This window comes from Rouxiella chamberiensis (assembly GCF_026967475.1).
GTDB classification, from domain to species: Bacteria; Pseudomonadota; Gammaproteobacteria; order Enterobacterales; family Enterobacteriaceae; genus Rouxiella; species Rouxiella chamberiensis.
The window spans coordinates 3,283,791-3,305,413 of record NZ_CP114058.1 but is presented as its reverse complement, the minus strand read 5'-3'; the positions used below and the strand labels follow the sequence as shown (position 1 = coordinate 3,305,413).

Genomic DNA, 21,623 nt, shown 5'->3' with positions numbered 1-21,623 from the left:
TCGTGAAAAACTTATCAATAAAAATAATACGTTACGCAATAACGTTTATCATTGTGATCCTGGCTGCCATCGCGATTTTCCGGGCGTGGGTTTTCTATACCGAATCGCCGTGGACGCGTGATGCGAAATTCACCGCCGACGTGGTCGCCATGTCTCCCGACGTCAGCGGTCTGGTGACAGACGTGCCGGTGCGTGATAACCAGCTGGTTGCCAAGGGTGATGTGCTGTTCAAGATTGACCAGCCGCGCTATCAGGTTGCCCTGGACGAAGCCAACGCCGACGTCGCCTATTACGAAGCGCTGGCCGACGAGAAGAAACGTGAAGCCAATCGCCGTGTGAAACTGGGCACGCAGGCCATGTCCATCGAAGCCATCGAGCAGGCCACCAGCGACCTGAAAACGACGCAGCATCAGCTGGCGAAAGCCAGGGCCGTGGCCGCCGCCGCCGCACTGGACTTGCAACGTACCGTCGTGGTTGCCCCGGCAGACGGCTGGATAACCAACCTGACCGTTCACCCAGGCGATTTCATTACCCGTGGCGAAACCACCGTGGCTCTGGTCAAGCAGCATACCTTCTATGTGCTGGCCTATATGGAAGAAACCAAACTTGCCCGCGTGCGCAGGGGTGACCGCGTCGAGATTACCCCGCTTGGCAGCAATCGTGTCCTGCACGGCACCGTCGACAGCGTTGCGGCTGCGGTCACCAACAGCAGCAGCACCGCCGCAAGCAACGGACTGGCGACGATTGACAGCAACCTCGAATGGGTACGTCTGGCACAGCGTGTTCCGGTCAAGATTACCCTCGACGATATGGATGAAAACCACCCGTATTCGGCGGGAACCGACGGCTACCGTAGTGGTTGCAGGCGAACATGACCGCGCCGAAAAGAGCACGTGGTTCACCAAGTTCCTGCACCGCATGCGTGAGTTCGGATAAAAATGGTCAGCCCCTCAATCCTGCGCCTGCGCTTTGCGTGCAAACTCACCTTTGCCATTCTGGGGGCGCTGGTATTCGGGTTCTACCTGCAGCTTGAAACCCCCGCTGGTCGGCCATGACGGCCGCCATCGTAGCCGGTGGTCCGGCGATGGTGGCAGGGGAGAACCCTTTGCAGGTGCCATCCGCCATCGCGGCATCCTTCGTGTTATCGGCACCTTTATCGGTTGTATCGCCGCCATCACCATCATCATGGCTACGGCACGGGCACCGGCCGTCATGCTGCTGCTATGCTGCCTGTGGGCCGGATTCTGCACCTGGTGGTCCTCCATTGTTCGCGTCGAAAACTCCTACGCCTTTGGTCTGGCCGGTTATACCGCGCTGATTATCGTCGTGCTTTCGTCCTCCAACCTGACCGAATCGCCACAGTTTGCCGTCGAGCGCTGTAGCGAAATCGTGGTCGGCATTTGCGCGGCGATCGTTGCCGACCTGCTGTTTTCTCCGCGATCGATCAAGAAAGATATCGACAGAGCCGTGGATCAACTGATGCTGGACCAGTTCAAACTGCTCCGGCTCAGCGTGAATCAGGCGGAAAAGGAAGAGATAGACAAGGGCTGGAACACGCTGGTGAAAAGCTCGACCGCCCTCAACGGGATGCGCGGCAGCCTGATGATGGAGTCTTCGCGCTGGCAGCGTGTCAATCGGCGCATGAAGGCGCTGCACAGCCTGTCGTTGAGCATGATCACGCAGGCCTGTGAAACCTATATCATTATGCAGACCACGCCCGAACTGGTGCCGCAGGCGATTAAAGATCTGGTCAACGAGCCGGTGGAAAATCTCACCGACATCCGCCACATCATGAAACGTCTGCGCCAGGTCGCCACGACCTTACCCAATGACACTATCGCCCTGCCGCTGTATGCCTGGATTGGCTCCGGCACCCGCGCGTTGCTGATGTGCAAGGGCATTCATACCAACAGCAGCATCAGCAGTACCGAAAGCAGCGTGCTGAGCAGCGAAGTGGTGGTCAAACCCGCCTCGGCCGAAATGCACCATGCGCTGATCAACGGGTTGCGTACCTTTGTTTCCAGCGCGGCAGGTTGCCTGCTTTGGCTGTGGACCGGCTGGACCTCCGGCGCGGGCTGTATCGTCATCATCGCCGTTATCACCTCGCTTGCGATGCGCACCCCGAATCCGCGCATGATGGCGATGGACTTTCTGGTCGGCATGCTTGCCGCCCTCCCGATAGGGTCGATGCTGTACATGGTTATCATGCCGTGGACCCAGCAAAGCCTGTTCCTGCTCTGCCTGTCGCTCGGGATCTTTATCTTTATCTGCGGCATCGAAGTGCAGAAGCGGCGACTGGGGATTCTGGGTCTGCTGGTCGGCTGTATCAACATTCTGGTGTTGAGCAACCCGATGACCTTCGACGTCATGACCTTCCTCGACAACGCGACCGGTCAGGCGATAGGCTGCGTGATTGCGCTGGTGGTGCTGTCGCTCATCCGCGACAAGTCGCGTGACAAAACCGGACGCACGCTGCTCAACCGCTTTGTCAGCAGCGCCGTGTCGGCGTTGACTACCAAGGCCTATCGTCGTCGCGAGAACCACCTTCCGGCGCTGTATCACCAGCTTAATCAGCTGCTGGTACTGTTCCCGAACGATATCGGCAAGTATCGACTGGCGTTGCAGCTGATTATTGCCCATCAGCGGTTGAAGGTCGCGGAAGTGCCGGTCAACGAAGAGCTGTCGGCGTTTCACAAGAAAATCCGCCATACCGCCGACCGCGTGGTGTCGTCGCAGCGTGAAGGTAAACGCGAATACTATTATCAGCGTCTGCTGAGCGAGATGAGCGAATACCAGCAGAAACTGGTGGAGTACGATGCGCCGCCGAAAGTCACCGAACCGGTTCGCCGCCTGTGCGACCTGTTGCACAACTATCAGCGGGCATTCCTGCAATAGACGAATTCAGGCAATAAAAAAGGCTGGCGTCATCACTGCGCCAGCCTTTTTGTATTGTTGTTACAGGCTCAGGAATAGGCTTTGCTGGTTTTCGCCACCGGTATCTCGTGCTCCGGTTCGTCTTCATCCTGTGGAATGGTCAGTTTTTCATGACCGGAAGCCACGCCCCAGTAGTAGCACACCAGCGTCACCACGATCAGCAGCACCATATCGGTCGGGCTGGAAATCGCGTTGATTCCGCCGTAGGTCCCGAGATAGGACAGCACCAGCACTACCAGATAGTAGACCAGCAGCCACAGCGAACTCATGACGTCGCGCTTGAAGTGTTCATCCTTTTTCCCGAACACCACATAGGCAAGCCAGGCGACAACCAGGATAGGGATAAGCAAGACATTGACCGACCAGCCGCTCCAGTAAATCAGCAGGCTGCTGGCGATAAAGGCCAGCGGACTAAGCAGACCGAATACCGGCAGTTTGAACGGACGTTTCATGCCCGGCAGACGCGCACGCAGTACGCCCGCATTGACCGGACCCGGCAGATAGGTAAATACGGTTGCTGACGTCACCGCGCCGATAAGCCCGCCCCATACCTGAAACTCGGAAGGCAGCGTCCAGGCGATAGCCAGAATCAGCGACAGCCACAACGCGCCGCGCGGCACGCCGGATTTCGGGTCAACCTTGGCAAAAATGTTGAACAGATGGCCGTTTTTCGCCCAGGCAAACAGCACGCGCGATGCCCCTGCCAGATAGATGTTGCCGGTGCCCGCCGGGGAGATAACCGCATCGATGAGGATAAGGTTAATCAGCCAGGTGATACCCAGACTGCGCGCCAGATCGGCATACGGCGACTGGAAGATAGCTTTCAGTCCTACCCAGCCGTGGGCATTCAGCAGATCGGTCGGCACTGCGCCCATAAAGGCGAATTGCAGCAGAATATAGACCGCAAAGCTGATGGCGATGGCCAGAATGATGGCGATGGGAATGTTGCGCTGGGGATTTTTGGCTTCGCTCGCGAAATCGACCGCCTGACGAAAACCGAGGTAGGCAAAGACGATGCCCGCGCCGGTCAGCGAGGAGAAGACGCCGTGCGCGCCGCCCGGATTGGTGCCCGGTACTTCGAGGTTGGCCCCGTGGTAGTAGCCGAACAGGGTCACAATCACCATCAGAGGCACGATGAACTTGAAGGTGGTAATAATGGTATTGATGCGACCAAAGAAGCTGACGCTCCAATAGTTCAGCAGGAAGAACGCTACCAGCAATGCAATCTGCATCACAAAGCCGAGTGTGGTCGGACTGCTGTCGGCATTGCCCAGCGCAGGCCACCAGTACATGGCGTACTGACGCACGGCTTCGACCTCGACGCCTGCGGTGCTGGTGTAAGCCAGCAGAGAACTGACGCCGATAACAAACCCCACCACATTACCGTGCGTGTATTGCGGATACCGCACAAAGCCGCCCGCGCGCGGAATGGCGGCGGAGAGTTCGGCAAACACCAGACCAATCAGCAACACCATGACGGCACCGAGCAACCATGCCCAACCGGTTAATCCTCCTGCATAGCCCGAACTGGTTAATGCTGCGTATAGCCACCCTGAGCCAATCATGGAACCGACGCCGAGAAGGGTCAAATCCACCAGGCCTAATTTTTTTCAATGTCCCCTGAGTCATAGCAGTCCTCTTTAGGGTTTTTTAGGAAAATGACAGAAACTTTCTCTGTTAACGTTTTTCAAACCGGCATCAGTCTTCCTTTCATGACACCTGAAACGTATCAGCAGGAAGCGTGCCAGACTGCCGAATTGGGGTGGAAATTGTATTAATAGGAGGCATATGAGGCGTTGGCGCATTATTTGCGTGCTATTTATTAAACGTTCTGCACTGATAGGGTGCGCCACGGCAACGGGGTAAATAGCAGAAACGGATTGAAAAGCAGCAGGAAAGACTGGCGTTAAGCTTTCCTAAAAGCATGGTGAGCGGGTGCGTTTAGGCTACGGGCGGGGGATTACTGGCTATACTTAACCGTTAATTACCTTTGAATTTTTCGCCCTGCGTGGCGCACCTCACTGGAGGAATCCCTATCATGTCAGTCCAGCAAACATCCTCATCCGCCAACCTCAAAACCCTTTCCGAACATCCGTTGTTCAAAACCGGCTACTTTGTGAATGGCGAATGGAAAAATGCGGTGCAAACCTTTGATGTCGAGAACCCCGCCACCGGCGACATCGTGGCGAAAGTCGCGCGTGCCGGCAAGGCCGAAACCGACGCCGCCATCAATGCGGCCAGCAAAGCATTTCCCGAATGGCGCAAGAAAACCGGCAAGGCCCGCGGCGAAATCCTGCATCGCTGGTATACGTTGATGCTGGAGAACAAACAGTTTCTCGGCGAACTGATGGTTGCCGAACAGGGCAAGCCGTTGAAAGAGGCGCTGGGCGAGGTGGAATATGCCGCCAGCTTCCTGCAATGGTTTGGTGAAGAGGCAAAGCGCGCCAACGGCGAGATAATTCCTCCCGTCAAAGCCGGTTCGCGCATTCTCGCCACCCGCGAACCCGTTGGCGTTGTCGCGGCGATTACGCCGTGGAATTTCCCGCTCGCCATGCTGACCCGCAAACTGGGTCCGGCGCTGGCCGCAGGTTGCACAGGGCTTATCAAACCCGCCAACAATACGCCGCTGTCGGCTTTTGCCCTGCTCGAACTGGCGAAACAGGCGGGCGTGCCGGAGGGCGTGCTCAACGGTGTGGCGGGTGACACCTCCGCCATCAGCGAGGCGATTATGGCCAGCAGCGCGGTGCGCAAGATTTCGTTTACCGGCTCCACCGAGGTCGGCAAAACGCTGGTGCGCAACAGTGCCGACACCATGAAAAAAGTCTCGATGGAGCTGGGCGGCAACGCGCCTTATATCGTATTTGACGATGCCGATCTCGATGCCGCGCTGGAGGGCGTCCTGGCCTGCAAGTTCCGCAATTCCGGCCAGGTTTGTGTGTCGATCAACCGGATTTATGTCCAGGACGGCATTTATGACACCTTTGTGCATCGCCTGGCCGAAAAAGTGGCGCAACTCAAGGTCGGCAACGGCATGGAAGAGGGCGTCATCGTTGGTCCGTTAATTAACATTAAAGGTCTTGAAAAGGTCGAAGAACATGTGAAAGATGCTCTTTTGCACGGCGGAAAACTGCTGACCGGCGGCGAACGGCATCCACTGGGCGGAAACTTCTTCCAGCCGACAGTGATTGCCGAAGCCAACGATCGCATGAAAGTCGCTGCCGAAGAGACTTTTGGCCCGCTGGCCGCCTGTTTCCGTTTCAAGACGGAAGAGGAAGCCATCGAGCGCGCCAACGCGACTGAATTCGGACTGGCGGCCTATTTCTATTCACAGAATCTTCAGCGGGTATTCCGCGTCGCCGACGCCATCGAAAGCGGAATGATTGGCATCAACGAATGTGCGCTGTCGACCGAAGTCGCGCCGTTCGGGGGTGTGAAAGAGTCCGGTCTGGGCCGTGAAGGTTCCGTGCTGGGGCTGGAAGAGTATTTGCAGGTTAAAACACTGCATCTGGGTAATTTGTAATGGGCGGGCGGTTTCGTATAAAGCCGGACCGCCTACCGCGCATAATTTGACGAGTAATCACGATGAAAGCAGGAAAAACGTGGGGTTGGGCAGCTTTGCTGGTGGCAGGACTGATGCTGGGCGGCAGTGCAGCGGCAAGGATGAGCTTTTTCTCCCCCACGCAGGGCAATATCGAGTCATTGACCAGTGAAAAAACCGTGGTGAGTTATGTGCAGCAGCATCACCGTTTGCCCGACTATTATGTGACCAAGAAACAGGCGCGTGCCGCCGGATGGGACGCGCGTGCCGGAAATCTGTGTCAGGTCTTGCCGGGCAAGGCGATTGGCGGTGATCGCTTTTCAAACCGCGAGCGCAGCCTGCCGGATGCGCCGGGCCGCGTATGGCGTGAGGCCGATATCAATTATCACTGCGGAAGACGCGGTGCCGATCGCGTATTGTTTGCCAATGATGGTCTGATTTACATCAGCCGCAATCACTACAAGAATGTTGTTCGGGTGGAGTAGAACATATGAAAAAAGCGGTTTTCGATTTTAATCACATCCCCGACCTGTCAGCGTTTTATGCCGATTTCGCGCAGCAGTTCGCGCTCGGCGACGAGTTCGGTGCCAATCTGGACGCACTCTGGGACGTCGTTACCGGCGGTATTCCGCTTCCTGCCGAAATCGATTTCACCAATCTGAACGCGGCGCGCAAACGCAAATTCGGCTCGCTGGTTTTATTGTTTGAAGAGGCAGAAGAAGAGTTGGACGGCGAGTTACGATTCAATCTTTTCGATAAAGCGGTGGCGAAAAAGCCGTAAGGTTTCACGTGCCGTGTCGTAGAAAAGATTTTGAATCAGAAGACTGGCGTTGTCGCACGGCGGCAGATAAACAAAGCCCGACACGCTGACAGACGTCAGGGAGTCGGGCGAGCGCATGCAGCTGACGCCGTTACAGCATCAGGAAAGACGATCAGTCTCTGGCTTCGGCGAGTTCGCGAAGATACTGGAAAATCTGGCGATAGGCTTTCGGCGGCTTGTTGGTCGCCTTCTCTTTCTGCGCATTACGGATAAGCGCACGCAACTGCTGACGATCGGCTTCCGGGTAAAGATCCAGCACCGCCGGTACGGCGTCATCGCCTTCTTCGACCAGACGGTCGCGCAGGACTTCAAGCTTGTGGAACAGCGAAACCTGCTGGTTATGGCGGTTTTTCAGCTTGTCGAGCGCGGTCTGAATCGGCTCTACGTCGCGGGAACGCAGCATCTTGCCTATCAGCTGAAGCTGACGGCGACGGCCTTCTTTCTTGATTTTTTGAGCCAAATCAATCGCCGCGCGCAGGTCGTCGTCAAGCTGAAGCTTGTCGAGGGAGTTTTTCCCAAGCTCGACCATTTCGGCACCGAGATCTTTCAGCGCTTCGGCATCACGTTTGATTTCACTTTTGCTGACCCAGATGATCTCGTCATCTTCTTCGTTGTTCTCTTCGGGAACATCGTTGAGCCAGTCTTCTATTTTCTTAGTCATTAGGGATCCTTAAAATTCTTGGCCGCATTATCGCACGGTTGGCAACAAAAGACCCAGTCGGAATGCGAAATTGTCCTAAGTCTCTGTTAGACTCTGGAGAATCTATAAGTAATTAACTCCAACTTTTTACTTAACACCTTATTTCAAAAAGAAGGGCGGGCTGATGAACGTAACCACTCAAGTGGCAGAGCAACGTAAAACGCTGGAACAAGCTGTCGCGCAGGCTCTGGAATTAGCGAAAGCCGGTTCTGACGGTGCAGAAGTGGCCGTCAGCAAAACCACCGGTATCGGGATTAGCACCCGTTTCGGTGACGTTGAAAACGTTGAATTCAACAGCGATGGTGCGCTTGGCATCACCGTTTATTATCAGCAGCGTAAAGGCAGTGCGTCTTCCACCGATCTGAGTCCCGATGCCATTTCCCGCACCGTGCAGGCGGCGCTGGATATCGCCCGCTATACGTCGCCGGACCCTTACGCGGGCGTCGCCGATGAAGAAATGCTGGCCTTCGAGGCACCTGATCTCGACCTTTTCCACCCGACCGAACTCGACGCCGATCGCGGTATCGAACTGGCTGCCCGTGCGGAACAGGCGGCGCTGGCGGTGGATAAGCGTATTACCAATACCGAAGGCGGCAGCTTCAACAGCCACTACGGGATCCGCGTGTTCGGCAACAGCCACGGCATGCTGCAAAGCTACTGCTCGACCCGTCATTCGATTTCGGCGTCAGTCATCGCCGAAGCGGCGGGCGATATGGAGCGCGATTACGCCTATACCATCGCCCGTTCGTTTGACGAGCTGAAAAGCCCGGAGTGGGTTGGTGCAGAGTGTGCACGCCGCACCTTGTCCCGCCTGTCGCCGCGCAAACTGCCGACCATGAAAGCCCCGGTCATGTTTGCCGCCGAAGTGGCCACCGGCCTGTTTGGGCATCTGGTTGGCGCAATCAGCGGCGGAAGCATCTACCGCAAATCGTCCTACCTGCTCGACAGCCTGGGCAAGCAGATTTTGCCGGAATGGGTCACCGTGGAAGAACATCCTCATCTGCTCAAAGGCATGGCCTCGACGCCGTTTGACAGCGAAGGCGTGCGCACCCAGCGCCGCGATATCGTGAAAGACGGTGTGCTGCAAACCTGGCTGATGACCTGCTATTCGGCGCGTAAACTCGGCCTGCAAACCACCGGTCACGCGGGCGGCATTCATAACTGGCGTATTGCGGGTCAGGGCGACGACTTCAAGGCCATGCTGCGCAAGCTGGACAAAGGCCTGCTGGTCACCGAACTCATGGGACAGGCGGTGAGCGGCATTACCGGCGACTATTCCCGTGGCGCGGCCGGTTTCTGGGTTGAAAACGGCGAGATTCAGTATCCGGTCAGCGAAATCACCATCGCCGGAAATTTAAAGGACATGCTGCGTAATATGGTGAGCATCGGCAGCGATATCGAAACGCGCAGCAATATCCAGTGCGGTTCCATCATTCTGCCCGAAATGAAAATCGCTGGTGAATAACCGGCGTTGATTGTTACAGCGGCGGTGCTTCCGTCGCTGCATTTTCCTCTTTTCTCCTCCCGCCCTGAATTTTCTATACAAAAAAGTGATACCACTTTCTCGCTGTTGCATCTATGTTAAACATAGCCACACAAACAATGTCGTTATACCTTTATCACGCCACGCCGATGGCTGATTTCCCTATAAAAATAGAACTGGAAGGTGAGCATGCGTAAACAGATGATGGCAATCGCCACGGTTGCCCTGCTGGGTTGGAGCGCCCATTCGCTGGCGGCCGATTTAGAAACGGATATGGACACACTGTCGGATAACTACAGCAAAATCTTGAAAACCGACGACAAGGCCGAATTCCTCCAGGGTCTGGGCAAAATGAGAGAAGCCGCCGAAGACGCCAAAAAATCCAAACCGCCAAAATTTGCCTCCAAACCGGATAACAGCCCGGAAATCCAGGACTTCCACAAAGGTCTGGATACCCTGATTGGCCAGATAGACAAAGCCTCGGGCTATGCCAAATCCGGCAATATGGATGAAGCGAAAAAAGAAGCCGAAGGGTTCAAGGCTACCCGCAACGCGAACCACAAGAAATTCAAGTAAAGGCCCATTGTTCAAAACCTCCTCTTTAATCGGCAGGAGGTTTTTCTCTTGAACGCCAGTTGTTTCCCCTGCCTCCTCACTGCTTTTCAGCGCGCTCTGCTTCTTAATTGCATTTTTGCGAAATCGATCCGCTTGGTCTGCTCTATTTCCACTTTGAACTGGAAAAATACCGGCTACACACCTTTTTGTCATGGGCGTAGGGTAAGAACCAGCAGAAAGAGGGTCGTGAGAAATAATAGAGTCGCATCTGTAAAAGGGGCAGAGCAGATTGTTATGAAAAATGCACTTGATTTAAAAGATGCGCCAGAAAGAACGGAACAATTACTCGCGGACATTCAGAGCATGTTGAATGCCGAAAATATCTATACCAATGATGTTCAGCAGCAAATGCTGGCATCGCATGTCAAGGCGATGGTCCTGCGTTCCATTACCGGCGAGCCTCTGCCTGAGGTCGAGAAAGCGTTATTCGATGAAATCTCGGCGGAGTCTATTCAAATGGCCGAGCAGGTTGTGAATAGACTGGGGAATTTACCGATTGAGGAAGCTTATTTATTGTCGGTACATTTCGAGGTCGCGAAAGACAATAATTCCTGACAGTCCACACCTTCACTTATTTTATTTATTTTCATCACCTCTTATCCGGAGAGTTTATCCATGGCACAAGTCATTGTAGTTATCGGCGATCGTTTAGGTAAAGGCCAGAAAGTGGCGGCAGGTGTGGAGGCGGCGGGCGGTAAAGCCATCGTGATTCCGGGCGTTGCGGCAGACATGAAGCTTGGCGACGTGATGAAAGCGGAAGACGCGAGCTTCGGGATCTCTTTCTGCGGCAGCGGCGGCGCAGGTGCCATCACGGCGCAGAATAAATACAAGTACAAGGCCAAACACGGCATGCGTTCTGTCGATGAAGGGGTTACGGCCATTAACGAAGGCTGCACGGTGCTCGGTTTCGGTTTTATGGATAAAGAAGAACTGGGACAGAAACTGGTCGAGTCTTATATCAAGAAATATGGCCAGCCGTAATGAAGCAGCAATTAACGTCGACGGTGAGAGTGGAAGGAAAGGGTGAAAGCAAGGCGGCCGCCTTTTCCTCGGCATTAAGTCAGGTGCAGAAAAACGTACTTAAATCGACGCAGAATATATTGCTGCGTATCGAACCGCAGGACGTCAAGGTTATTACCGCCGAAGAGACAATTACCCGCGAAAAATTTTTGTTCTTTTTTCTGCCGAGGGAGAGGAGAAGTTATTACGTCGTATTAGATATCGCCGTCACTATGACGGTGATTAATACCGAACAGGTCCTATTCACCAAGAAATAAATATTTTCCGAGCCTTTTTGCCGTCGTTGGGCGGGAGGAAGAGAGGGAATATTAAATTATAAGGATAACCTGATGTTTTTAATTATCTTGTTTAAATCACTGATTATTGGCGGACTCGTGGGCGTCGGCGTGGGGGCCGGTGCCGCGCGCATGTTCCACGCGCCGACCGTACAGGGCATGGGCGCTTTCCGTACGCTCGGCGAGCTGAATTCCTGCGAGGGGGATCCCGCGTCGCACTTCTCGTTCGGTCTCGGCTTCTTCTTCAACGCCTGGGCGTCTTCCGTGGCGGCGGGATCCTTCACGCAGGACGTCGATCATCGCATCATTCCCAACTGGGCCGCTGCGGTGCTGATGATAAAAAATCGCAACGTTGCCGACACCCTGCATGATCCGCGCAAGATGGCGATCGCCGGGGGCATTATCGGCATGATTGTGGTGGCTTTTCTCAACACCACCGCCTCGGCGGTTCCGCCTGCGTTGCAGGTAACGGCCATTAAAGTGCTGGTCCCTGCGGCCAATATGCTGGTCAACACTGTGATGCCCGTTATCTTCTGGCTGGCCGCTATCGATGCCGGTCGTCGTTCCGGTTTCTGGGGCACCATCTTTGGAGGACTGGCGCAGATGATTATGGGCAATGCCGTGCCGGGTCTGGTGCTGGGCATTTTGATAGGCAAGGGCGTCGAAGAGGGCGGCTGGAACCACGTCACCAAAGTCATGATGGCGGCGATTATCGCGCTGTTCGTGTTAAGCGGCTTCTTCCGCGGTTTCGACGTCAAACTGTTGCAGTCATTCATGCTTGACGTGCCGGCGTGGCTGAACGGTATCCATAACTCACTCAGTGGCAAATAAGGGGACATGACAATGGAAGAACAAGCCAAAAAGGGCTTCTGGTACGCCGAATGGTCATTCCCGATTTTTGTCGGATTACTCTCCTCGGGCGTGTTTGCCGGTACGCATATGTATTACCTGTACGGCATCGGGGCTTTCAATGAAGTGGCCTTTGTCTCGATGCTGCGCTCCGGCATGGACACCGGCGTCTACGGCGCGGTTGCCGCCTTCGGGGCGAGCTTTCTGTTTGCCCGCATCATTGAAGGGTCGCTGGTCGGCATTCTCGATATCGGCGGTGCCATTCAGACCGGGATCGGTCTTGGCGTGCCTGCGCTGCTGCTGGGCGCGGGTATTGTCTTTCCGGTCGCCAATTTTGCCGCGTCGCTGGTGACAGGCCTGATTCTTGGGCTGGCGGTCGGCTACATCATTATTCTGGCGCGTAAATTTACCATCAATCAGGGAAACTCGACCTACGGCGCAGACGTGATGATGGGCGCGGGCAACACCACCGGTCGTTTTCTCGGCCCGCTGATTATTCTCTCGGCGATGGCCGCCTCTATCCCTATCGGTCTGGGTGCGTTGCTGGGTGCGCTGCTGTTCTATATCTGGAAAAAACCCCTGACCGGCGGCGCGATTCTGGGTGCGATGATTTTAGGCGCGCTGTTCCCGATTTCGCTGTAATCAACCGTTATCCAGGCAACTTCAAGGAGACGTGGCCATGTTCGATCTGATCCTCAGACAGGCAAAAACGGCCGGGGGCGAGCTGCTCGATATCGCCGTTTTCGACGGCAAACTAGCGGCGATAGGTTCTCTCGCCGCCGATGCCAAAGCCACCCAGGTCTACGATTTGCAGGGCAAATACTGGGTAAGCGCGGGCTGGATAGACTCGCACGTTCACTGCTATGCCCAATCGCCCCTCTATCACGACGAGCCGGATTGCGTGGGCGTAGGCAGCGGCGTCACCACCGTCATTGACGCGGGCAGCACGGGCGCCAATGACGTCGATGATTTCTACCGCATTACCCGCGACGCCAAAACCAACGTCTTTGCCTTTCTGAATATCGCCCGTACCGGCATCGTGACGCAAAACGAACTGGCGGACCTGAGCCAGATAGACAAGGTTGGCGTACGGCAGGCGATTGCCCGTCATTCCGATTTCATTCTCGGCCTGAAGGCGCGAATGAGCAGCAGCGTAGTCGGTCAAAACGGCATCAAACCGCTGGAGATAGCCAAGACGATGCAGCGGGAAAACGCCGGTCTGCCGCTGATGGTGCACATCGGCAACAATCCGCCCAATCTGGATGACATCGCCGACCTGCTGACCTCCGGCGACATCATTACCCATTGCTACAACGGCAAGCCCAATCGCATCCTCACCGCTGAAGGCGAATTGCGGGCCTCGATAAAACGCGCGCTGGCCCGTGGCGTTCTGCTCGACGTCGGTCACGGCTCGGCCAGTTTCAGCTTCGCGGTGGCCGAGATTGCCATTCGGCAGGGGATTCTTCCACACACCATCAGCTCCGATATCTACTGCCGCAATCGCCTCGCCGGGCCGGTTCACAGTCTGGCGACGGTGATGTCCAAATTTTTCGGTATCGGACTCACGCTGGCGCAGGTCATTGACTGTGTCACGGTTCACGCCGCCGACGCGCTGCGTTTGCCAGCCAAGGGCCGACTCGAGGTCGGGGCGGATGCGGATCTGACCCTGTTCGACATTGTGCACACGCCCCAGGTGTTTATCGATTCGGAAGGGCTGACGCTCGAAGGCGACCGCATTCTGGTGCCGCTGGCGGCAATCGTTGCCGGTGTGCCGCTACCTACAGACGAAGGGAAGTCAAAAAATGTCTTCAATCTATGAGAAATACGGCCTGAAACAGGTCATCAATGCCTCTGGCCGCATGACGATTCTGGGTGTGTCGACCCCGCGTGCCGACGTCGCCGAGGCGGTCGATACCGGACTGAATCACTTCTTCGAAATGAAGGATCTGGTGAACAAGACCGGGGCGTACATTGCAAAACTGCTGAATGTCGAGAGTGCGGTTGTGGTGTCTTGCGCCTCTGCGGGCATTGCCCAGTCCGTGGCCGCGGTGATTATCAAGGACGATGCCTGGCTGCTGGAAAACCTGCACGCGGCACCCTTGAACATTCCGGACGAAATCGTGCTGCCGAAAGGCCATAACGTCAACTATGGCGCGCCGGTAGGCACGATGGTGCTGATGGGCGGCGGAAAAATCAGAGAAGCCGGTTATGCCAACGAATGCTCGGCTGCGCAGCTTGCGGCAGCCATCACGCCGCGCACCGCCGCCATTTTGTATATCAAGTCTCACCACTCGGTGCAGAAGAGCATGCTGTCGGTGGCCGAGGCCGCACAGGTCGCACGCGCACACAACCTGCCGCTTATCGTCGATGCGGCGGCGGAAGAAGATCTGACCTGTTATTACGAAATGGGGGCCGATCTGGTGATTTACAGCGGTGCCAAGGCGATTGAAGGGCCGTCGAGCGGACTGGTGCTCGGTAAAGCGCAGTATATCGAGTGGGTCAAACGGCAATCCGGCGGTATCGGGCGCGCCATGAAGGTCGGCAAGGAAGGCATTCTCGGCCTGACGCAGGCTATCGAGAGCTATGTCACGCAGCCTAAAATTACGGGGCGGGAGTTGGTCGAGCGAATGACGCCGTTTATCGACAGGCTGAATGCGCTTGACGGCGTTTCGGCGTGCGTCGTCTGGGACAGTGCCGGTCGTGACATCGCCCGCGCTGAAATCACCTTTGACGAGGCGGTGCTGGGCTGGAAAACCAAAGCCATTGTCGAGGCGCTGAAAGAAGGTGACACCGCCATCTATTTCCGTGGCTATCGCGCCAATGAAGGCAAAATCGACGTCGATGTGCGCAGCGTAACGGCGGAACAGCTTATCGTTGTCGCCGACCGTTTCCGCGCCTTGTTCGGGAGAAACACGGGCGGTTCGGACAGTAACCAGGGAGAAAAAGCATGAAGCTCAGCCCCAATTTTTACCGCGACCGCGTATGTCTGAATGTGCTGGCCGGTTCCAGAGAAAATGCCCGCGACATCTATCTGGCGGCCGAAGGGCATGTGCTGGTTGGCGTGCTGTCAAAGCATTACGCCGATGTGCCGAGCGCGGTGGAAGACATGAAAGCCTATGCGGCGCTTATCGACAATGCGCTGTCCGTAGGGCTTGGTGCGGGCGATCCGCGTCAGTCGTTGATGGTCAGCGAGATTTCCCGTCAGGTGCAGCCGCAGCACGTCAATCAGGTCTTTACCGGTGTCGGCACCAGCCGCGCGCTGCTGGGGCAGAATGACAGCGTCGTTAACGGACTGGTTTCGCCCACCGGCAAAGTAGGGTTTGTCAAAATCTCCACCGGCCCGCTGAGTTCGCAGGCAAGCGACGGCATTGTGCCTATCGATACGGCCATCGCGTTGCTCAGGGATATGGGCGGCAGCTCGGTCAAATACTTTCCGATGGGCGGATTAACCACCCGCGAGGAGTTCGCCTGCGTGGCGCGTGCCTGCGCCGAACAGGATTTCTGGCTCGAGCCTACCGGCGGTATCGATTTGCAAAACTTCGAGCCGATTATGGACATCGCCCTCGAGGCGGGCGTCAGCAAAATCATTCCCCATATCTATAGCTCGATTATCGACAGCGTCAGCGGCAATACGCGGCCCGAAGATGTAAAAACGCTGCTGGCGAGCGTCAAAAAACTGCTGGGTTGAGCAATCTCGGCCTTTCCCGTTGCCGTTTTTACTTTGAAAAGGGGAGAGGTCGCGCAAAAGGAAACGTTGTCAGCAGGCGGCGATTGCATTACAAGCGTAACAGGAACTCAATGGTGAATATGCCCTGACAATAGAAGGTCTAATGTGAGATTTCCCTATCAGAGACTGGCGATATTATTCGATGCCCTACAGACGGAAACCTTGCCGCAGGACGAACTGGCAAAACGTCTGGACGTGTCAACCCGCACGGTGCGCGCGGACATCACTGTACTGAATGACATCATGCAGCAGTATGGCGCGCACTTCGTTCATAATCGGGGCAGTGGTTATCAGCTGAAAGTCGAGGACATCGCGCTGGTTCTCGCTGCTCAAGCAACCCGTTCGCCCGACCAATCCGACACCGCGCACCGCCGCAGAACGGGTAAACCGCCTCTTGATTCGCTTTCTGACGTCGGCCTATTCGCTGAAACTCGAAGACCTGGCCGATGAATGGTTTATCAGTCGGGGAACGCTGCAAAACGACATGCCCGAAGTCCGCGAGCATCTGGCGCGTTATCATCTGGATATCGAAACCAAACCGCGCTACGGCATGAAACTTTACGGCGCGGAGCTTTCCATTCGCGCCTGCCTGACCGACTTGCTGTTCCAGCTTAATCCCGACGATCCTACCCGCTCCTTTCTGAAAGCCGAAAGCCTGGCGGCCGACGCCGTGCAGCCGCTGACCGAGTTTATGCATCAGCTGTTTGCGCCGTCGTCGATTCAACTTACCGACGAAGGCGAGCAATACCTGATTCTTTACTGCGCCGTGGCGGTAAAACGCATTGCCGGGGGCTATCCCTTGACCGATTTTGACGTCGAAGAAGAGGAACCGGCGGTAAAGCAGGCCTCGGTGAAGCTTGCCGCCGAGCTTAAACGGCTGGTCGGCAAGGAGATTCCGGCCGCCGAAGAAGCCTATCTGCGGGTCAACATTGCCGTACGCCGTGTGCAGAGCCTCTTGCCGACCGACATCAACGCCGACGACGATGAGTCACTGGTCGACTACATCCTGTCGTACATCAACGCCAACTATAACTATGACTTGCAGCGCGACAAGCAGTTGCGCTCCGACCTGCTGACCCACATCAAGGCGATGATTACGCGGGTGAAATATCAGATAAACATCCCCAATCCGCTGCTCGGCAACATCAAGCAGCACTACCCCATGGCTTATGACGTCACGCTGGCGGCGGTGTCGAGCTGGGGGAAATATTCGCCGTACAGTCTGAGCGAAAATGAAATCGGCTTTCTGGTGCTGCACATCGGTGTCGGTCTGGAGCGCCATTACAATATCGGCTATCAGCGCCATCCGCAGGCCATGCTGGTCTGCGATACCGGCAATTCGACCATTCGCATGATTCAGGCGCAAATCAGCCGCAAGTTTCCACAAATCGTCATTACCCGGGTGATTTCATTGCGCGATTACGAAAAGCTCGCGCACATTGACGAAGACTTTATCATCGCCAATGCGCGGGTTACGGAGCGCAACAAGCCGGTGATTGTCCTTTCGCCTTTTCCGACCGACTACCAGATGGAGCAGCTCGGCAAACTGGTGCTGGTGGACCGCACGCGCCCTTATATGCTGGAGAAATTCTTCGACAAGCGGCACTTTATGCGCCTCGACGAGCCGATGACGCAGGCACAGCTGTTTCGCAAGGTATGCACGCAGCTTGAAGAGGAGGGCTATGTCGATGACGAGTTTTATCCGTCGGTGGTCGAGCGCGAAGAGATTGTGTCCACCATGCTTGGCGAAGGCATCGCACTGCCGCACTCGTTGGGTTTGCTGGCGAAAAAAACGGTGGTGATCACGATTTTGTCGCCGCACGGCATCAAATGGGGCGACGGCGAAACGGCGCACGTGATTTTTCTGCTGGCGATAAGCAAAGCGGATTACGAAGAGGCGATGGCTATCTATGACCTGTTTGTCACGTTTGTGCGCGAGCGGTCGATGAGCCGACTGCTCACTAGCCCGGACTTCGACTGTTTCAAGGCGGTGGCTATCGACTGTTTGAGCAGGATTTAGAATTCGAAAGGCGAGGGCGACGTATTCGCGCCCTTTGTGCGGGAGGCGGGACTATTCTTCGTCGAAGCCTGAATTAATCAGGTTGATGACCGCGGCGAGGGCTTCGGCTTCATCGGGACCGTTGGCCTCGATTTCAATCTCCTGACCCTTTGGCGAGTCGAGCATCAGCAGGGCAATAACGCTGCTGGCCTCGGCTTCAATGCCGGAATCGTTGCGCAGCAAGACTTCCGACTCGAAACTCTGTACCAGTTCAAACAGTTTCATGGCCGGACGCGCGTGCATGCCGAGCCTGTTTTTAATCTCGACTTTCTGTTTAATCGACATAACTTTTCACCGTCAAAAGAGTCACCCTCATGCTTTGCGTTTTTCGAGCGTACGGTGGCGAGACTGCACGTTTTTGCCCCGTGAACGGAAATAGTCGGCAAGCTGTTCGGCGACATAGACCGAACGGTGTTTCCCGCCGGTACACCCGATGGCGACCGTCAGATAGCTGCGATTATTGGTTTCCAGCATCGGCAGCCACTGTTCGAGATAGCTGCGGGTCTGGTAGATGAAGTTGTGCACTTCCGTATGCCGGTCGAGAAAGGCCGCAACGGGCTTGTCGAGTCCGGTCATCGGGCGTAGCTTGGGATCCCAGTGCGGATTCGGCAGGAAACGCACATCGAAGACGTAGTCGGCATCGATAGGAATGCCGTGCTTGAAGCCGAAAGACTCAAACACCATTGTCAGTTCGCGTTCGCGCTTGCCGAGTAAACGGGTGCGCAGCATTTCCGCCAGCTCATGCACGGACATCTCGGAAGTATCGATAATCAGGTCGGCACTGGAGCGCAGGGGTTCAAGCAGCTCGGCTTCGTGATCGATAGCGCTTTCGAGAGACAGATTCTTGCTGGAAAGAGGGTGCAAACGCCGCGTGTCGCTGTAGCGACGGATGAGCGTATTGCGATCGGCATCCAGGAACAGCAGCTGTGGCGAGAAGCTGTCCGGAAGCTGGGTCATGGCATGTTCGTAAACTTCAGGCGTTTCCGGCATATTGCGAACGTCAATGCTGACGGCGGCCGAGGTATTGCGTTCAGCCAGCTCGCGAGCCAGCTGGGGCAATAACACCACCGGCAGATTGTCGACGCAATAAAAGCCCATATCTTCCAGCGCACGCAGGGCGACGGACTTTCCAGAACCGGAACGGCCGCTGACTATCATCAGCACCATGAGTTTCTTACTCCTTCGTTAAATCAATCGTCTATTTTCAGCGATTTACTCGTCTTCGGTCATTATCTGGTAAAGCTCTTCGTCACTTTGCGCACTTCGCAGGCGACGGCATACCGCTTTGTCGGCCAGCTTTTTCGCCACCAGCGACAGGGTATGTAAATGGGTTTTACATTGATCCGCAGGAACCAGCAAGGCAAAAAGCAGGTCAACCGGCTGATTATCCACGGCATCGAATGCAATGGGCTGCTCGAGCTGGATAAAAACGCCGACCGCGCGCAGTGTGTCCTCTTCAAGTTTTCCATGAGGGATTGCAATCCCAGCACCGATCCCGGTACTGCCCATGCGTTCACGGGTCAGAACGGCATCGAAAATCACCTGCGGCGCGAGGTTCAGCTGTTTGGCTGCCAGTTCGCTAATGATCTCCAGTGCGCGTTTCTTGCTGGCGCAATGGACGTTGCTTTTCGTGCATTCGGCGTTTAACACCGAAGTCAGCTGCAGTGCTGTATCGTTAATCATCTCATTTTCACTTTGGCGTCTGCCTTAAAGATTTAACGGCTCGCTTTTTACCCGTCGTGTGTGAAGCAGGGGCTTCGGAAACGTTGGGTAAAAACACGAGCCGATATAAAGGTCTTAAGGATCAGTGCTGTTTCAGTTTGTCTTTGTGTTTGTTCAGTTGGCGAGCCAGTTTATCAACCAACCCGTCGATAGCGGCGTACATGTCCTGATGCTCCGAGGTGGCATGCAACTCGCCTCCGTTCACGTGCAGCGTGGCTTCGGCCACCTGCTGCACTCTTTCGACACTCAATATTATATAAACCTGATTGATTCGGTCAAAGTACTGCTCGAGTTTGGCAAACTTTGCGTTCACGAATTCTCTGAGAGGTTCGGTAATATCTACGTGATGTCCGGTAATGTTGAGTTGCATAATGTCTTCCTTCTCTGTTGAGGTCAAACCAACTGTTTGCGCTGGTTTGAAGGCGGGATTGACAAAGACTCTCGGTATTTTGCTACAGTGCGTCGCGCCACCATAATGCCTTGATCCGATAGCATAGTGGCTAACTTGCTGTCGCTCAGAGGTTTGACGGGGTTTTCCGCCGCGATTAATTTCCTGACCAGTGCCCGGATAGCCGTGGATGAAGCTTCACCCCCGCTGTCCGTACTCACATGACTGGAGAAGAAATACTTAAGTTCGAAAATGCCCCGTGGACTGTGCAGAAACTTCTGCGTCGTCACGCGGGAGATGGTCGATTCGTGCATGTCCACGGCACTGGCAATATCGGCCAGCACCATAGGTTTCATATACTCTTCACCGAGATCAAAGAATGCCTGCTGCTGTTCAACAATACAACGCGTTACCTTCAATAACGTCTCGTTGCGACTTTCCAGACTCTTTATCAGCCATTTGGCTTCCTGCAAATTACTGCGGATAAATTGCCCGTCGCTATCGTTGCGCACTGAATTTCCCATTGCAGCGTACTGCTGGTTTATCTTCAGGCGTGGAATGCTGTCGGAATTCAGCTCTACCGTCCAGATTTTGCCGACCTTGCGCACCAGCACGTCGGGGATCACGTATTCGGATTCGCCGGTGTTGATGGACTGGCCAGGTCTGGGATCCAGAGACTGAATCAGCTGCATCGCTCCCTTAAGTGTATCTTCTTTTAGGCGAGTTGAACGCATTAGTGCGCGAAAATCGTGATTGGCGAGCAGATCGAGATGTTCGCCGACGATCAACCGCGCTTCGGTCAGAAAAGCGGTCTCGGGAATGTATTGGGAAAGCTGAATCAGCAGGCAGTCGCGCAGATCCTTGGCGGCAACGCCCACAGGGTCAAACCGCTGAACGCGTTTAAGCACTGCCTCGACCTCGTCCATGCTGACGTCTTCGTCGCCGATGCTTTCGAGAATATCATCGAGAGAAATGGTCAGATAACCGGTGTCATCGACGGCATCGACAATAGAGGTAGCGATTGCGCGATCGGTTTCGGTAAACGGCGTCAGCTCGACCTGCCACATCAGGTAGTCTTGCAGCGTCTGGGTCGTTTCACCCTGATAAACCGGCAGCTCGTCATCGCTGTAATCGTTGCCGGTGCCGGACGGCGTGCCTGCGGTGTAGATTTCGTCCCACGTGGCATCGAGCGGCAGCTCCTCGGGCATGTCTTTCTGCTCGAGGGCTTCGCGGGTGTCCAGCGCCTCGCTTTCGGTCGCTTCTTTGGCGTCTACTTCATCATGCAGATCGGATTGCTCCAGCAGCGGGTTGCTCTCCAGTGCCAATTGTATCTCTTGCTGGAGTTCAAGCGTGGACAGCTGCAGCAGACGAATTGCCTGCTGGAGTTGCGGTGTCATTGCCAGTTGCTGGCTGAGCCTGAGTTGCAAACCTTGCTTCATATCTTGATTTCAATTCCGTTACGACAAATTAGCGGAGTATCTACTTTTAAAGAC

20 protein-coding genes and 3 pseudogenes are annotated in these 21,623 nt (G+C 55.4%); 16 read left to right on the top strand and 7 right to left on the bottom strand.

The genetic code is table 11. From position 1 onward, the window contains the following. Positions 1-2: 2 nt before the first annotated feature. Together aaeA and aaeB are read left to right on the top strand one after the other, a co-directional pair. Positions 3-936: pseudogene (aaeA, locus tag O1V66_RS15325) on the top strand (p-hydroxybenzoic acid efflux pump subunit AaeA). 2 nt (positions 937-938) lie between these two features. Next, positions 939-2,895, top strand: a pseudogene (aaeB, locus tag O1V66_RS15320) (p-hydroxybenzoic acid efflux pump subunit AaeB). 68 nt (positions 2,896-2,963) lie between these two features. Here the strand turns inward: aaeB and O1V66_RS15315 are convergent. Continuing rightward, positions 2,964-4,529 carry an APC family permease gene (locus O1V66_RS15315; RefSeq protein WP_269127896.1) on the bottom strand — a complete coding sequence of 522 codons (1,566 nt, stop codon included), beginning with the start codon at positions 4,527-4,529 and terminating at the stop codon, positions 2,964-2,966. Positions 4,530-4,972: 443 nt separating this feature from the next. On the opposite strand from O1V66_RS15315, the gene O1V66_RS15310 reads away from it, so the two are divergent. From O1V66_RS15310 to O1V66_RS15300, 3 genes are all read left to right on the top strand, one after another. Beyond that, positions 4,973-6,454 (top strand): NAD-dependent succinate-semialdehyde dehydrogenase, encoded by a 1,482-nt coding sequence (locus O1V66_RS15310; protein ID WP_045048325.1) that lies wholly within the window; start codon positions 4,973-4,975, stop codon positions 6,452-6,454. 113 nt (positions 6,455-6,567) lie between these two features. Continuing rightward, on the top strand, positions 6,568-6,957 hold the full coding sequence (locus tag O1V66_RS15305) for a ribonuclease domain-containing protein (protein ID WP_241481425.1): 390 nt from the start codon (positions 6,568-6,570) through the stop codon (positions 6,955-6,957). Positions 6,958-6,962: 5 nt separating this feature from the next. Next, positions 6,963-7,253: a barstar family protein gene (locus O1V66_RS15300; RefSeq protein ID WP_045048327.1), complete on the top strand. Its 291-nt coding sequence runs from the start codon at positions 6,963-6,965 to the stop codon at positions 7,251-7,253. 151 nt (positions 7,254-7,404) lie between these two features. Here the strand turns inward: O1V66_RS15300 and yjgA are convergent, their stop codons facing one another. Beyond that, positions 7,405-7,953 (bottom strand): ribosome biogenesis factor YjgA, encoded by a 549-nt coding sequence (yjgA, locus tag O1V66_RS15295; RefSeq protein ID WP_045048328.1) that lies wholly within the window; start codon positions 7,951-7,953, stop codon positions 7,405-7,407. Positions 7,954-8,116: 163 nt separating this feature from the next. Between yjgA and pmbA the strand changes: the two genes are divergently transcribed. The 11 genes and pseudogenes from pmbA (at position 8,117) to O1V66_RS15240 (ending at position 17,981) form a co-directional block, all read left to right on the top strand. Next, on the top strand, positions 8,117-9,457 hold the full coding sequence (gene pmbA, locus O1V66_RS15290) for a metalloprotease PmbA (protein WP_045048329.1): 1,341 nt from the start codon (positions 8,117-8,119) through the stop codon (positions 9,455-9,457). A gap of 207 nt (positions 9,458-9,664) precedes the next feature. Continuing rightward, entirely contained in the window at positions 9,665-10,051 is a 387-nt protein-coding gene (cybC, locus tag O1V66_RS15285; RefSeq protein ID WP_045048330.1) for a cytochrome b562, read from the top strand. 273 nt (positions 10,052-10,324) lie between these two features. Further along, positions 10,325-10,645, top strand: a complete 321-nt coding sequence (locus tag O1V66_RS15280) for a PRD domain-containing protein (protein WP_045048331.1) — start codon at positions 10,325-10,327, stop codon at positions 10,643-10,645. 60 nt (positions 10,646-10,705) lie between these two features. Beyond that, on the top strand, positions 10,706-11,071 hold the full coding sequence (locus tag O1V66_RS15275) for a glycine-rich SFCGS family protein (RefSeq protein WP_045048332.1): 366 nt from the start codon (positions 10,706-10,708) through the stop codon (positions 11,069-11,071). Further along, a complete protein-coding gene (locus O1V66_RS15270) occupies positions 11,071-11,367 on the top strand; it encodes a DUF4312 family protein (protein ID WP_045048333.1) in 297 nt (98 codons plus the stop codon). Before O1V66_RS15275 ends, O1V66_RS15270 begins: the two co-directional genes overlap by 1 nt. Before the next feature lie 72 nt (positions 11,368-11,439). Further along, positions 11,440-12,216: a DUF4311 domain-containing protein gene (locus O1V66_RS15265; protein ID WP_045048334.1), complete on the top strand. Its 777-nt coding sequence runs from the start codon at positions 11,440-11,442 to the stop codon at positions 12,214-12,216. 12 nt (positions 12,217-12,228) lie between these two features. After that, the gene (locus O1V66_RS15260) at positions 12,229-12,876 is read left to right on the top strand and encodes a DUF4310 family protein (RefSeq protein ID WP_045048335.1); all 648 of its coding nucleotides are present in this window, start codon (positions 12,229-12,231) and stop codon (positions 12,874-12,876) included. A gap of 37 nt (positions 12,877-12,913) precedes the next feature. Next, positions 12,914-14,053 (top strand): amidohydrolase/deacetylase family metallohydrolase, encoded by a 1,140-nt coding sequence (locus O1V66_RS15255; RefSeq protein WP_045048336.1) that lies wholly within the window; start codon positions 12,914-12,916, stop codon positions 14,051-14,053. Beyond that, a complete protein-coding gene (locus tag O1V66_RS15250; protein WP_045048337.1) occupies positions 14,037-15,185 on the top strand; it encodes a DgaE family pyridoxal phosphate-dependent ammonia lyase in 1,149 nt (382 codons plus the stop codon). Before O1V66_RS15255 ends, O1V66_RS15250 begins: the two co-directional genes overlap by 17 nt. After that, the gene (dagF, locus tag O1V66_RS15245; protein WP_045048338.1) at positions 15,182-15,922 is read left to right on the top strand and encodes a 2-dehydro-3-deoxy-phosphogluconate aldolase; all 741 of its coding nucleotides are present in this window, start codon (positions 15,182-15,184) and stop codon (positions 15,920-15,922) included. The genes O1V66_RS15250 and dagF overlap by 4 nt, the downstream gene beginning before the upstream one ends. Before the next feature lie 144 nt (positions 15,923-16,066). Continuing rightward, positions 16,067-17,981 (top strand): annotated as a pseudogene (locus tag O1V66_RS15240) (BglG family transcription antiterminator). Between the two features lie 51 nt (positions 17,982-18,032). On the opposite strand, the gene npr reads toward O1V66_RS15240, so the two are convergent. The 5 genes from npr to rpoN form a co-directional block, all read right to left on the bottom strand. Next, complete coding sequence (gene npr / locus O1V66_RS15235; protein WP_045048340.1) at positions 18,033-18,305, bottom strand: PTS phosphocarrier protein NPr; 273 nt, start codon at positions 18,303-18,305, stop codon at positions 18,033-18,035. A 27-nt stretch (positions 18,306-18,332) separates the two neighbouring features. Then, positions 18,333-19,187, bottom strand: a complete 855-nt coding sequence (gene rapZ, locus O1V66_RS15230; protein ID WP_045048341.1) for an RNase adapter RapZ — start codon at positions 19,185-19,187, stop codon at positions 18,333-18,335. Between the two features lie 45 nt (positions 19,188-19,232). After that, complete coding sequence (gene ptsN / locus O1V66_RS15225) at positions 19,233-19,703, bottom strand: PTS IIA-like nitrogen regulatory protein PtsN (RefSeq protein WP_045048342.1); 471 nt, start codon at positions 19,701-19,703, stop codon at positions 19,233-19,235. A gap of 121 nt (positions 19,704-19,824) precedes the next feature. Next, positions 19,825-20,112: a ribosome hibernation promoting factor gene (hpf, locus tag O1V66_RS15220; protein ID WP_045048343.1), complete on the bottom strand. Its 288-nt coding sequence runs from the start codon at positions 20,110-20,112 to the stop codon at positions 19,825-19,827. Between the two features lie 23 nt (positions 20,113-20,135). Then, positions 20,136-21,569, bottom strand: a complete 1,434-nt coding sequence (gene rpoN, locus O1V66_RS15215; protein ID WP_045048344.1) for an RNA polymerase factor sigma-54 — start codon at positions 21,567-21,569, stop codon at positions 20,136-20,138. Positions 21,570-21,623 lie beyond the last annotated feature (54 nt).